We start from the raw sequence: 13,273 nt of genomic DNA on the forward strand, positions 1-13,273 counted from the left end.
GGCGCTGGAGCTGGACAAAGAAAGGCTTCTTTTGAAAAAAGTTTTCATATCAGGTTATACTTTTTACTTTAAGGAACATGGGGAGGAAGAAACAATGGGAAAAATCATTCTTGGCGATCAAATTCTTGGACGGCCGGATGTACATATCGATTTGGAAGACCGCGGCTACCAGTTTGGCGATGGGGTATATGAAGTCATCCGTGTTTACGGCGGAAAGCTTTTCACAATGAAAGAGCATATTGCCCGTTTGTTCGCAAGTGCAAAAAAAATCAAATTGGATATCTCCATGGCCCCTGAACAAATACAGAAGCTTGTTGAGGATCTTGTAAAAGAAAATGAAGTGGACTTCGGATCCGTATATATGCAGGTGACAAGGGGGGCAGCACCGAGAACCCATATGTTTCCTAAGCCTGCAAGCAACACCAAGGCTGTTTTTACAGCATATACAAATGAGGTGCCAAAGCCTGCCAGCCAGCTTGAAAACGGGGTGGAAGCCATTACGGCCGAGGATATCCGCTGGCTCCGCTGTGATATTAAAAGCCTGAACCTGCTTCCGAATGTCCTTGCGAAACAGGAGGCGGCCGATGCAGGCTGTTTTGAGGCAATCCTGCACCGCAGCGGCATTGTCACCGAAGGGTCATCTTCGAACGCCTACATTGTAAAAAATGGCGAAGTGATCACCCATCCCGCCGATCATTTAATCCTTAACGGAATTACGAGGCAGGTGCTTGTAAAATTATGCAAGGAAAATGGGATTCCGTTTGTTGAAAAAGAATTTGAATTGAAAGACCTTCAGAATGCGGATGAAGTGTTTATCACAAGTACGACATCGGAGGTCATGCCGGTGATCAAGGTAGACGGAAAAACAGTGGGTGACGGCACACCCGGAAAAATCACGCGCAAATTGCAGGAACTTTTTGAAGCGAAAATCAACCAGGAAATAATGGCGAATTTTTAAAAAAGGAGTATACATCCATGCGTTCAACCCACTATTTCTTTGCATTGGCATTGCCTGATGAGGTAAAAGCACATCTATCCGAAATCAGTGAACGGCTCAAAGCTGACTTCGCTTTTAAAAACTGGGTTCATCCGAAGGATTACCATATCACACTGGCTTTTCTGGGAAATGCCGATCAACGGAGGCTTACTGAAAGTGTTTTTCATGTAAGGGAAGCATTGAAAGATTGGCAGTCATTTCAAGTGATGTTCAATCAGATCGGGACGTTTGGGCGCCCGGATCTGCCAAGAATATTGTGGGTCAATACGACGGATAGCCCTTCATTAGCAGAAGTGAGGGATAAAGTCTATGCCTCATGCATTCATGCGGGCTTTGAACTTGAGACAAGGCAATTCAAACCTCATATCACGCTTGCAAGAAAGTGGGTGGGGCAGGGGAACTTCCATATGCCGGCAGCAGAAAAAAGCATCGCCTCCCTGCTTCCGGGCCCAGCTTTTTCAATGGAAGAGGCGGTGCTGTACCGAACACATCTTGACAGAACGCCGAAATACGAAAAAGTCGAGTCTTTTAAGTTTATATAGCTTATAGAAGAGGGGAAGCATGCAGTTAAAATGGCTCAGCTTATAAAATTAAACGATTATGTATCCCGTTATGAATCCGATTTATCCAGGTATACTTCCTTATTTGTCCGCTTGAAAGCAAGAAGATGGAAGTCAATGCTTGAAGAGGAAACCAATAAGCAGGGCAGCGTGCCTCTTCAGGAAAAAAAAGTGGAGGAATTGAAGCAGATTTTCCTTGATCAGCTGTTTATATCTCAAATCAAATGGGCAAGTTCAACAATCAAGGAAAAATCAAATCCTCACTCTTTATTGTATTCCGATTCCCGGCTGCGCAGCCTTGTTCAGCGTTTCCCCGATACATTTTTATTGATGTACAATCCCGTATTTCAGTTGAAAAAAGCGAAGGTGCAGCTGGAAGTGCTGATGCTCACTCCATCCAAATTAATATGCATGGCTTTTTTGGATGGCGGACAAGACGTACTTTATATTGGTTCGAACGGCCATTTTTGGCAGAAAAAAATGAAAGACGGGGAAAAGAAAGTTTTGAATCCGGTCATATCTGTTAGGCGGATGGATCATGTGGCCCGGCAAATTTTTCAGACATCGGAAACGGAATTGCCGATCGAAAAAGTGGTTGTTGCCGAAAAGGGATATATCACCCATCAAAGTCCGCCTGATGATGTTCTGTTCATCGATGGGCAAAACTATGAATCTTGGTTAAATGAACTGAAATCCTTCACTTCACCAATGAAAATGATGCAGTTCCGCGCGGCCAAGGCATTGCTTGGCCGGTGTGCGAAAATAAAAGCAAGGCGTACAGGCGGAGGTGCCTCCACATCGAATTGACGCAGCCTGGCCAAATGCAGGCAGCATCGGGAGAAAACCTTGTGAAAATAATGGAACCGATTGATTGGGTCTTGACGAAAAAAGTCGGTTCGCGTTAAACTTTAAGGAAGGATGGCTATTGTTGTATTTTCATATATCCAATAGCCGTCTTTTTTCTTTCTGGTAAGATGAACGGAGTGTCGCCTCCGGTATTTTAATTGAAGGTGAATGACGGTGAAACACTTATTAGAGCATGACTGGGAAATCATTCCTGCCGGCGGAGCGACAGGAAAGGCTTTTTTTGCGTCTAAAAATAACGAAAAGCTTTTTTTAAAACGGAATTCCTCTCCTTTTTTGGCTGTTTTGTCAGCGGAGGGCATTGTTCCAAAATTGATTTGGACAAAAAGGATGGAAAACGGTGACGTGATCACCGCACAGGAATGTTTGAACGGCCGGGAATTCAAGCCGGAAGAAATGACCCGTGATGGCGTGGCGAAGCTTTTAAAAAAAATACATGAGTCCACCCCGCTTTTATCTATGCTTGGGCGTCTCGGAAAAACACCGTGCAAACCGGAGATGATGCTGAAAGAGGTGATGGCGGTGCTGGATGAGGAGCTGATGTCTCATCAGCCAGTCGTTCAATCGCTTCAGATTCTCCAAACTGAGCTGGCAAATGTCAGTTGTGAGACGTTCACTGTCTGCCACGGCGATGTCAATCATAATAACTGGCTTCTTTCGGACAACGATGAAATTTTTCTGATTGACTGGGACGGAGCCACGATCGCCGATCCCGCCATGGATATCGGGCCTCTTTTATACTGGTATATTCCAAGGGATGAATGGAACCATTGGCTTGGCCTGTACGGCCTGGAATATACGGAACATCTTCAGCTGCGGATGAAATGGTATGTCATCGCACAAACGATGCTTGCGATCGGCTGGCATAAGACCCGACAACGGTACCAGGAGATGGATTTCTGGATGGACTATTTGCAAACGATCCTTTAGAGGATGCTCATAACCCCCCATTTCTTACCAGACAGCACAAATATGAAAAGTCCAACCTGATATCACCCTTTCGCCAAGTAGAATTTTATTGTATGTAAAAGTTATTATTCTATCCTTCATAATCAAAAATATATGATACAATGATTCGAAAAACAGGGGAGATGAAAATATTGGAGACGATGCAGCTTGGAAGTTTGACGTTGACATGGTTGAATGGGGGAGTGACCCATCTTGACGGCGGCGCCATGTTTGGTGTTGTGCCCAAGGCACTTTGGTCCAGGAAATACCCTGTTGATGAGAAGAACCTTGTTGAATTGCGGTCCGACCCTATTTTTCTACGGAAAAATGGCAAAAATATTTTAATAGAATCAGGGCTTGGCAGCGGGAAATTGTCAGAGAAACAAATCCGTAATTTTGGTGTAACGGAAGAATCCAAAATCGAACAATCACTTGCCGAATTAGGGCTTTCGCCTGCGGATATTGATATCATCTGCATGACCCACATGCATTTCGACCATGCCAGCGGGCTGACCAAGCGAGACGGAGATGGGTATGCATCAGTTTTTCCAAACGCGGTCATTTACACCTCGAAAATTGAGTGGGATGAAATGCGGGAGCCGAATATCCGGTCAAGAAATACATATTGGAAGGAAAATTGGGAACCAATAGCCGATCAGGTGAAAACGTTTGCAAAAGAACTGATTGTGGAAGACGGGATCAAAATGTTCCATACCGGCGGACACAGTGCGGGCCACAGCATCATTACGATTGAAAGCGACGGCGAAAAGGCTGTCCACATGGCGGATATTATGCCGACGCACGCTCACCCGAACGTTTTATGGGTATTGGCGTATGATGACTACCCGATGGACTCGATCCGCGCGAAACAAAAGTGGATCCCTGCGGAAATTGAAGCGGGGAGCTGGTTCATTTTTTATCATGATGCCATTTATAGGGCTTTAAAATGGGACGGAGAAGGAAATATCATTGAGGCAGTTAAAAGAGAACAAAAAAACAGGTGAACTTAAAATATCACCTGTTTTTTCGTTGTTTAGCGTACTATAAAATGCTCAGGTTGTGAGTAACTTATTTTTCACTTAGTGCTGCGTCCGGCTCCGACGGACAGGAGGTCCTAGTGCCGCCGGCGCCACAGGACGTGGCGCTTTAAGGCGGCCAGCGCCCATCGACTAGCAGACTTCACGCTTCTTCCTACGATAAGTCAACATCGCTCCGCTCCGCTGCGCGTGTTTCCTTTATCTCGTCAGAAGCGCTCCAGTCTGTACGTCGATAAACAGGCGCCTGCGCCTTTGTTCTATGTACTGGATGTTTCTTACGCGTAGGTCACTGGATACACATCAATGATCGTACCGGTGTTGGCATCGGCAAGGAATTCATATTGTTTTGTTTCCCCGTCTTCCTTTGTCGTAATGCCGCCTCTGTACACTTGTGTTTTAATAGCGTATTTCTCATATTCTTCAGGCCTGAATTTAATCCACGAGCCTTCAATGCTGCCGGAATCCTTGAATGCTTCTTTAACGGTTTGAAGTACTTTTTCACCAGATGCCAAAGAATTTTTCTTTAAAGCTTCGCTCGCATAATAGCCAGCAATGACACCGGCACCTGCGCCTAGTAAAAAGTTTTTCCAATTCACAACGAGCACCTCCTAAGTCAAATCATCCCTTTTAGTATACCGTAATTTAAGAGGCAGTTCGAATAATAAATGATAATAAATTATGAAAGATAAAATATTGGTAAAATATATGAAAGCCAAATAAAATGAAAGCAATATAGGAAAAGGGGTAGTTTCATTGGATAAAAATACGATGGATTTGTTTCAAACTCTGACAGAACTTCCTGGAGCACCAGGTTTTGAACACCAAGTACGCAGATTTATGAAAGGTGAACTGGAAAAATATTCCGATGAAATTGTACAGGATCGTTTAGGAAGCATTTTTGGCGTTAAGCACGGACAAGGTCCGAAAGTAATGGTGGCTGGTCATATGGATGAAGTAGGTTTTATGGTAACACAGATTACGGAAAACGGTATGCTTCGGTTTCAAACTTTGGGCGGATGGTGGAATCAGGTACTTCTCTCCCAGCGGGTGCAGGTCATCACAGAGAATGGTCCGATCATAGGGGTAATTGCTTCAATTCCTCCCCATCTTCTTAGTCCTGAGCAACGGAAGAAACCGATGGAAATAAAAAACATGATGATTGATATAGGGGCTGATGACAGGGAAGATGCCAAGAAAATTGGAATCAAGCCCGGGCAGCAGATTATCCCGATCTGTCCATTCACCCCGCTTGCCAATCCAAAAAAGATTATGGCCAAAGCATGGGATAATCGTTACGGCTGCGGCCTCGCAATTGAATTGATGAAGGAACTGCAGCATGAAAAGCTTCCAAATATACTTTATTCAGGAGCGACTGTGCAGGAGGAAGTGGGATTAAGAGGTGCTGCTTCCGCTGCCAATATGATTCAACCTGATATCTTTTATGCGCTGGATGCCAGTCCTGCAAATGACATGTCAGGGGATCAAAAGGAGTTCGGCCATCTTGGAAAAGGCGTCCTTTTAAGAATTTTAGACCGTTCCATGGTTACGCTAAAAGGGATGAGAGAATTTGTGCTCGATACTGCAGAATCCCATGACATCCCCTATCAATATTTTGTTTCAATGGGAGGAACCGATGCCGGCCGAGTACATATTTCCAATGAAGGAGTACCGAGTGCAGTGATCGGAATTTGCTCCCGGTATATCCATACACATGCGTCCATTGTGCATGTTGATGATTATGCCGCCGCAAAAGAGTTGCTTGTAAATCTAGTAAAAGCGACTGACAAGGCAACGGTTGATTCGATTCGAAACCAATAGACAGACAAGGAGTTTTAGATATGATCATCGCTATCGGATCAAAAAATAAAGCGAAAATAAAGGCTGTTGAAAATACATTCAGGGAATTAAATATGGAAGTTTCCGTCCTTTCGCTGGAGTCACCATCGGGAGTTAGCCCGCAACCATTTTCCGATGAAGAAACAATGAAAGGTGCTGCCAATAGAGCGGAGTTCTGCTTACACCAAATGGAAGAGGCAGATATTGCAATTGGTCTTGAAGGGGGGGTGACAGAAACACCTTTCGGGCTTTTCCTATGCAACTGGGGGGCTTTGGCTGAAAGTGGAAAGGAAACTTTATTTGCCGGCGGAGCGAGAATAAAACTGCCGGGTGACATAGCAGAGCGTCTGAGGGCCGGAGAAGAGCTTGGGCCTGTCATGGATGCTTACAGTAAAATGCAGGGGATCCGTCACAAGGAAGGCGCGATTGGAGTTTTTACACATGGTCTAGTTGACCGAGCGGCCATGTTCAGCCATATTACGAAACTTTTGATCGGACAGTACGAAAAGCTTAAGGGCAGTTCCAATTAAGGAGCTGCCCCTTATGTATTTTATTATTCGAAAATGTACGCCAATGCCTTCATTGCCTGGTTGACCGTTTCTACTGTGGCATTCGCTTTGTTTGAGAGTTCTTTCAACGGGTGGTGAAGTTCCTTGGGGCGAATCAAAATAAGCGGTTTTCCAAGAGTAAGGGCTGTGCTGGCATCCATTGCTGTATTCCATTGTCTGTATTTTTCGCCAAACAATGCGATGACCAAGTCAGCTTTTTGCATTAAAACTTGGGTCCTAAGATTGTTAAAACTGGAAGCGGCTTCATCTCTGAAAACAGCATCAGGCTGTTCTCCTAAAATCTCTTCCCCGATGGCATCCGAGCGGGCGTGATTCTCCATCGGGCCTACAAAATCGACCGGAAGCTGAAGTGTTTGGGCTTTCTCCTTAATTTCCTCTCGCCAGCTGCTGTGAATCTCTCCGGCGAGATAGATAGTTAACCTCATTAAAACCCCTCCTAAAATGGTTTATCACCATCCATCTTACCATTAAAAGTCAGAATAATCCCGTAAATTATCTATAAATAAAAGAATTATCCAATCAATTGAATAAATATAATAAATTTGATTTTAATTGTTTAATAGGTTATAAGTAAGAAGTAAGAAGTAAGCAAAATTAAATACCATTCGAGAAACACTAGGGGTGCCAAAAGCTGAGAGAGGATGGATCCTCAACCCTCGAACCTGATCTGGATAATGCCAGCGCAGGGAAGTGGTTGTTTGCAATTAAATGAAATTGCATACGTATGTCTATGATGTAGAGCCACTTCTATGAAGAAGTGGCTCTTTTTTAATGAAGACTAAGGGCAAACCTGGTATCTCGTCTGGAAAGGAGATGAAAGATGGCAGACAGCCTTGTGTTTGAAGACGTCACTTTTTCATACAAAAGAAGTGACGGAAAAAATGCACAGATATTAAAAGAATTGAGCTTTACGATCAAGGCCGGTGAATTTGTCAGTGTGATCGGTCCGAGCGGATCTGGAAAGAGTACATTGTTCCGCCTCATTTCGGGCCTGGAAACGCAGGATGAAGGCAATATTTTCATGAATGGGGAGGCAATGAAGAACCGGCTTGGGCATATCGGTTACATGGCCCAAAAAGATGGATTGCTTCCGTGGCTCACTGTATTGGATAATGCAGCATTGCCGCTGAAACTAAAAGGGCTATATGGGAAGGAAGCCCAAAAAGACGTAATGGGACAACTGGAAAGGTTTGGATTAAAAGGCTTTGAAGAAAATTTCCCACATGAGCTTTCAGGAGGCATGCGCCAGCGGGTGTCTTTTTTAAGGGCACTTTTAAGCGGATCGGAATTGTTGCTGCTGGATGAACCGTTCAGCGCATTGGATGCGGTTACGAAAATGGTTATGCAGGAATGGCTGCTTGAACAGTGGACAGAAATGGAAAAAACGATCCTTTTTATTACACATGATGTAGAAGAAGCGCTGTTTCTGTCGGACCGTATCCTTATTTTCAGCGAAACCCCTGTTGAACGACTGGATGAAATTACGGTCCCACTTGGCCGTCCTCGGACTGTTTCGGATTTGAAAAATCCTGCATTTACCATGTTAAAAGAGAAGCTTCTGATGGATTTGAAGAAAATGGTGACAATATGAACTTTTTAAGAAGATATGGATTGTCGATTGGATTGGTGTTTTTTTTATTGATTGTATGGGAAACAGGAGCCCGTTTGTATGGGAAACCATTTATTTTGCCATCACCTGTAGATATATTGGTGAGATTATGGGAATTGAGAGATATATTATTTATTAACCACTTGCCGGCGACATTAGCCGTAATTTTAATGGGCCTTTTTTTGTCGCTCGTATTCGGAGCCGGCCTTTCTATATGGATGCATGAAAGTGGGATTGTAAGGAAGGCATTCTTTCCGCTTGTCATTGCTTCGCAAACGATACCGGTAATTGCGCTTGCACCGATATTTGTCCTATGGTTCGGATATTCCATCTGGAGTAAAGTGGTTGTTACTGTATTGATCACATTTTTTCCGATTACCGTCAATACGTTTGACGGACTGAGATCTGCTGATCCTCACTTAAAGGAAATGCTGCAGACAATGGGGGCATCTAAACGGCAAATTTTTCTAAAGGTTGAGTTGCCGTCCGCATTGCCGCACTTTTTTTCGGGATTAAAAGTGGCCGTCACTTTAAGTGTGATTGGCGCGGCGATTGGAGAGTGGCTTGGGGCCGATTCGGGTCTTGGATATTTCAGCCGGAGAATGATGACGCAGTTTGACGGAGCCGGTGTTTTTGCACCTATTGTCCTTCTGTCATTATTAGGTATTGCTCTATTTTTACTTGTACGAATTCTGGAAAAAATAATGATGAAATGGAGAAATGTAAATTGAAGAAAAAGCTGATAGTGACCACAGTCATACTTTTATCTTTGTTTCTCGCAGCTTGTGGAGAAAACAAGGAGGAAGTCGTAGCAAATGAATCGGATCAAGAGCTTCAAGAGTTTGATATTATGCTCGACTGGTATCCAAATGCTGTACATAGCTATTTATATACTGCTGTGGAAAAAGGTTATTTTGAAGAAGAAGGCTTGAAAGTCAATATCCGTTTTCCGGCAAATACGACTGACCCGATCAATCTGGCAGCGACTGGTGACATAGATTTGGGCATTAGCTATCAGCCGGATGTTATTGCTGCAAGAGCCGAAGGTGTTCCTGTAAAGTCAGTCGCAGCCATTGTAAGAAACCCGTTGAACCATATTGTTTTCCTGAAAGACAGTGGGATTAAACGGCCAAAAGATCTTGAAGGCAAAACGGTGGGCTGGCCGGGAATACCGGTGAATGAACCGCTTGTCCTGACGATTGTGGAATCAGATGGTGGGGATATGGGCAAGGTGAAAATGACCGATATCGGCTTTGAACTTAACGCTGCGCTTGCAACGAAGCGTGTAGATGCAGTGAGCGGAGCCTTTATCAACCACGAGGTGCCGGTCCTTGCTGCTGAAGGAATTGAAACGAATCATTTTAATCCAGTAGATTATGGAGTTCCTAGTTATTATGAGTTGCTCTTTGTCACCAATGACGACACGTGGGAGACTAAGCAAGATGAAATTCGCTCTTTCTGGCGTGCAGCAACAAAGGGCTATGAATTCATGAGGGAAAAACCAGATCAGGCTCTTGATATTTTGCTTAAAAACCAAGACGAAGAAAACTTCCCTTTAAACGAGGAAGTGGAAAAGGAAAGTTTGGCTGAGCTGCTGCCGCGTATGGAAGCGGAAGGTGAGATGTTCGGAAGCCAATCGGAAGATTTATGGGAAGAGGTGGTTCAGTGGCTGGCCGATACCGAATATATCAAAGAAGTACCTGATATAGAAGGATTGTTCATCAATATCGCTGAATAAGCTTCCTTTCCTATCCATATCAATGGGTAATTCCTTTTTGCCTGTATTTTTTAACTTTGTATCACCCAATATATAAAAAAGAGATAGACAAAACATACAGTTGTCTTTACACTAGTTAAGGATATGGAAAATATATTGGGGGATATGGAATGAAAAAGTTTTTAGAGCGCAAAGGGGTTCATTTTACTGCCAAAGCATATTTTATAGATGCTTTAAGCTATATGGCACTTGGATTATTTTCATCATTGATTATTGGGTTGATCATAAAAACAGCGGGACAGCAGCTAAATTGGCCATTCTTTGCAGAGATGGGCGAAATGGCAATGGGGCTGATGGGCCCCGCGATAGGTGCAGCGATTGCTTTTGGGCTTGGCGCGCCTCCTCTCGTTATCTTTGCAGCCGTGGCAACAGGGGCGGCTGGAGCAGCTTTTGGCGGTCCTGCCGGAAGCTATGTGGCAGCTTTGGTTTCTACTGAAATAGGGAAAATGGTCAGCAAAGAAACGAAAGTCGATATTATTGTGACTCCATTTGTGACCATATTTATAGGTTTTGCTGTGGCCAAGTTTGTTGGCGCACCCATATCGAAATTCATGACGGTATTTGGAAGCTGGATCATGTGGGCGACCGATCAACGCCCGATCGTCATGGGAATTGTCGTGGCAACATTGATGGGGCTTGCATTGACGGCCCCCATTTCAAGTGCGGCTATTGCCATGATGCTTGATTTGAATGGACTTGCTGCAGGTGTTGCCACCATCGGCTGCAGCGCGCAGATGATCGGTTTTGCTGTTGCTAGCTACAGGGAAAACAAGGTCGGTGGTTTGCTTGCCATAGGACTTGGAACTTCGATGTTGCAAGTCCCCAATATTATCCGTTACCCGCTCATACTGATACCTCCCACTGTTGCAGGAATGATACTGGCTCCTTTTGGTGCAACTATATGGAGAATGTCCAGTAACGCAGCGGGCGCCGGTATGGGAACCAGCGGATTTGTGGGGCAAATCATGACCTTTACAACGATGGGTTTTTCGGCCAGTGTGCTGATCCAAGTCATTGTACTCCATTTTATCGGGCCTGCTGTGATAAGCTTAATCATATCGGAATATATGAGAATGCGCGGCTGGATCAAGCCGGGCCAAATGCTCATCAATACTGGAGGTAAATGATATGGAGAAATTACAATCAAAAGAACAGTTTGAACAAATGAAGAATGAAGAACGGACGATCTTTATGTTTTCTGCGGACTGGTGCCCGGATTGCAAGGTGCTTGAACCCGTTTTGCCACGGTTAGAAGCGGATTATCCGGAATATAATTTCATTCACGTGGACCGGGATGAATTTCTGGAGTTATGCCAGGAGCTTGATATTTTCGGCATTCCGAGCTTTGTCGCATACCACGACGGCGAAGAAGTTGGAAGATTTGTCAGCAAAGACCGCAAAACGCTTGAGGAAATTGAAGACTTTATCAATGGATTATAGGGCTGGCAGAAAGAATGGAGTAATAGTCCTGAAACTGAAAGAGCGTATAAAATAATAAAAGTTCTGGGAGGCTGTCCTTTTTTTAAAATGACAAGCCTCTTCCTTTTGGCAATTGTTGTTTTCGTGTATGATGGGATGTAGCCCATATTGCCAAGGAGGGTTAAGCATGAAGATGAATGAACGGAAGATGAGCAAAGAGCTGGAAAACCGTCTTCAAAAGGAAGGCCGGACCTTTACATATGACCGAGAAAAAGAAAGCCTGCGCATAGAAAACGAACATACAGGAAAGGGCATTGACATTGCATTGTCAGGTATTGTTGCCAAGTGGCACGAACAAAAGGAAAAAGCCATCGACGAAGTCGTTTATTATGTGGAACAGGCATTGGATGTTATGGGCAAGGAGCAGACCGTTGCAGGAAGCGAGAAAAAAATTTATCCTGTGATCCGCTCCACTTCATTCCCTGTGGAGTCTGAAGATGGAAATAAATTTTTGACGGATGACCATACAGCGGAAACTAGGATCTTTTATGCGCTTGATCTCGGAAATACGTATCGTTTGATCGACGAGCACCTCATTGAAAAGGAAGGTCTCGATCCGAAAGAGATTCGAGAAATCGCGCGTTTTAATGTACGCTCTCTTTCCACTGCAATGAAAAAAGATACCGTTGCGGACAACGATTTTTATTTTTTAAATACAAATGACGGATATGATGCAAGCCGGATTTTAAATGAAAAGTTTCTTGAGGAAAAAGCCGGACAGATCAAGGGAGATATGGTTGTAGCCGTTCCTCACCAGGACGTATTGATTATCGCGGATATCCGCAACAAAACCGGCTATGATATATTGGCACAGATGACGATGAGCTTTTTTACAAAAGGCCTTGTGCCGATTACGGCCCTTTCTTTTATTTATGAAGACGGCAAGCTTGAACCAATTTTTATTTTAGGAAAAAATCAACGAGTGGATGACGGTAAGGAGTGATCTTCAATGAATATTTTTTATAATCGTGATGGAATAGGTGACGTGTTAATTATTTCACTGGATGAATTTGATGAAACAAATCGCACGTTTGAAAGAAAAGGCGATGCGGTTCGAATTTTTGATAAAAAAACAAATGTAACTGGGGGCTTCAACCTTTTCAATGCTTCAAGCTATGTTGATATAGCAGCGAAGGGACAGGTAGAACTGAGTGAAGAATTGGTTGAAAAAATAAATGATGCCCTTGTTAAAAACGGTTTCGACGAACGAATTGAAGCCGATCTGTCACCGAAGTTTGTGGTAGGCTATGTAAAAGAAAAGGAAAAGCATCCGAACGCTGACAAGCTAAGCATTTGCAAGGTGGATGTAGGAACTGAAGAACTGCAAATCGTCTGCGGCGCACCGAATGTGGAGGCCGGGCAAAAAGTGGTTGTGGCAAAAGTGGGAGCCGTCATGCCGAGCGGCATGCTGATCAAGGATGCGGAATTAAGAGGCGTACCATCAAGCGGAATGATTTGCTCGGCGAAAGAGCTTGGCCTGCCGAATGCCCCGGAGAAAAAAGGAATCCTTGTTTTGGAAGATCAAAAATATGAACCCAAATTACGAAAGTAAATTTACTGAACATTAATTCTGGGGCTATTTGGTAAAACTTTGTAA

General features: G+C 44.0%; 16 protein-coding genes and 1 riboswitch. Of the genes, 14 read left to right on the forward strand and 2 right to left on the reverse strand.

Annotated features, from left to right (window positions below):
• The 5 genes from dat to FS666_RS17500 form a co-directional block, all read left to right on the forward strand.
• On the forward strand, positions 1-958 hold a 958-nt coding region (gene dat, locus FS666_RS17480), incomplete at its 5' end, for a D-amino-acid transaminase (protein ID WP_313957148.1).
• 17 nt (positions 959-975) lie between these two features.
• A complete protein-coding gene (gene thpR, locus FS666_RS17485) occupies positions 976-1,539 on the forward strand; it encodes an RNA 2',3'-cyclic phosphodiesterase (RefSeq protein WP_144463732.1) in 564 nt (187 codons plus the stop codon).
• A 30-nt stretch (positions 1,540-1,569) separates the two neighbouring features.
• Positions 1,570-2,364, forward strand: a complete 795-nt coding sequence (locus FS666_RS17490) for an NERD domain-containing protein (RefSeq protein ID WP_120073235.1) — start codon at positions 1,570-1,572, stop codon at positions 2,362-2,364.
• A 213-nt stretch (positions 2,365-2,577) separates the two neighbouring features.
• Complete coding sequence (locus FS666_RS17495) at positions 2,578-3,351, forward strand: phosphotransferase family protein (protein ID WP_120073237.1); 774 nt, start codon at positions 2,578-2,580, stop codon at positions 3,349-3,351.
• A gap of 170 nt (positions 3,352-3,521) precedes the next feature.
• Positions 3,522-4,373 carry a YtnP family quorum-quenching lactonase gene (locus FS666_RS17500; RefSeq protein WP_120073240.1) on the forward strand — a complete coding sequence of 284 codons (852 nt, stop codon included), beginning with the start codon at positions 3,522-3,524 and terminating at the stop codon, positions 4,371-4,373.
• Positions 4,374-4,681: 308 nt separating this feature from the next.
• Here FS666_RS17500 and FS666_RS17505 read toward each other — a convergent pair whose 3' ends face one another.
• Positions 4,682-5,002, reverse strand: a complete 321-nt coding sequence (locus tag FS666_RS17505; RefSeq protein ID WP_120073242.1) for a PepSY domain-containing protein — start codon at positions 5,000-5,002, stop codon at positions 4,682-4,684.
• A 172-nt stretch (positions 5,003-5,174) separates the two neighbouring features.
• Between FS666_RS17505 and FS666_RS17510 the strand changes: the two genes are divergently transcribed.
• Together FS666_RS17510 and FS666_RS17515 are read left to right on the forward strand one after the other, a co-directional pair.
• Positions 5,175-6,224 carry a M42 family metallopeptidase gene (locus tag FS666_RS17510; RefSeq protein WP_373315327.1) on the forward strand — a complete coding sequence of 350 codons (1,050 nt, stop codon included), beginning with the start codon at positions 5,175-5,177 and terminating at the stop codon, positions 6,222-6,224.
• A gap of 20 nt (positions 6,225-6,244) precedes the next feature.
• Positions 6,245-6,772, forward strand: coding sequence for a DUF84 family protein (locus FS666_RS17515; protein WP_120073246.1), 528 nt, complete (start codon positions 6,245-6,247; stop codon positions 6,770-6,772).
• A 23-nt stretch (positions 6,773-6,795) separates the two neighbouring features.
• Here the strand turns inward: FS666_RS17515 and FS666_RS17520 are convergent, their stop codons facing one another.
• A complete protein-coding gene (locus FS666_RS17520) occupies positions 6,796-7,236 on the reverse strand; it encodes a YtoQ family protein (RefSeq protein ID WP_018707387.1) in 441 nt (146 codons plus the stop codon).
• A gap of 182 nt (positions 7,237-7,418) precedes the next feature.
• Positions 7,419-7,517: riboswitch (TPP riboswitch) on the forward strand.
• Between the two features lie 114 nt (positions 7,518-7,631).
• Here FS666_RS17520 and FS666_RS17525 point away from each other — a divergent pair.
• The 7 genes from FS666_RS17525 to ytpR all read left to right on the forward strand — a co-directional run bounded on the left by FS666_RS17525 (position 7,632) and on the right by ytpR (position 13,228).
• Positions 7,632-8,402 carry an ABC transporter ATP-binding protein gene (locus FS666_RS17525; protein WP_120073248.1) on the forward strand — a complete coding sequence of 257 codons (771 nt, stop codon included), beginning with the start codon at positions 7,632-7,634 and terminating at the stop codon, positions 8,400-8,402.
• Complete coding sequence (locus FS666_RS17530; RefSeq protein ID WP_120073250.1) at positions 8,399-9,151, forward strand: ABC transporter permease; 753 nt, start codon at positions 8,399-8,401, stop codon at positions 9,149-9,151. The genes FS666_RS17525 and FS666_RS17530 overlap by 4 nt, the downstream gene beginning before the upstream one ends.
• Positions 9,148-10,158, forward strand: a complete 1,011-nt coding sequence (locus FS666_RS17535; protein WP_120073252.1) for an ABC transporter substrate-binding protein — start codon at positions 9,148-9,150, stop codon at positions 10,156-10,158. Before FS666_RS17530 ends, FS666_RS17535 begins: the two co-directional genes overlap by 4 nt.
• Positions 10,159-10,307: 149 nt before the next feature.
• Entirely contained in the window at positions 10,308-11,324 is a 1,017-nt protein-coding gene (locus tag FS666_RS17540) for a PTS sugar transporter subunit IIC (RefSeq protein WP_120073254.1), read from the forward strand.
• 1 nt (position 11,325) lies between these two features.
• Positions 11,326-11,637, forward strand: coding sequence for a thioredoxin family protein (locus tag FS666_RS17545; protein WP_120073256.1), 312 nt, complete (start codon positions 11,326-11,328; stop codon positions 11,635-11,637).
• Positions 11,638-11,803: 166 nt separating this feature from the next.
• Positions 11,804-12,619, forward strand: coding sequence for a DUF1444 domain-containing protein (locus tag FS666_RS17550; protein ID WP_186306615.1), 816 nt, complete (start codon positions 11,804-11,806; stop codon positions 12,617-12,619).
• A gap of 6 nt (positions 12,620-12,625) precedes the next feature.
• Positions 12,626-13,228, forward strand: coding sequence for a YtpR family tRNA-binding protein (gene ytpR, locus FS666_RS17555; protein WP_144463666.1), 603 nt, complete (start codon positions 12,626-12,628; stop codon positions 13,226-13,228).
• The last annotated feature ends 45 nt before the right edge of the window (positions 13,229-13,273 follow it).

Source organism: Siminovitchia fortis (assembly GCF_007681465.1).
In the GTDB taxonomy this organism is placed as follows: Bacteria; Bacillota; Bacilli; order Bacillales; family Bacillaceae_C; genus Siminovitchia; species Siminovitchia fortis.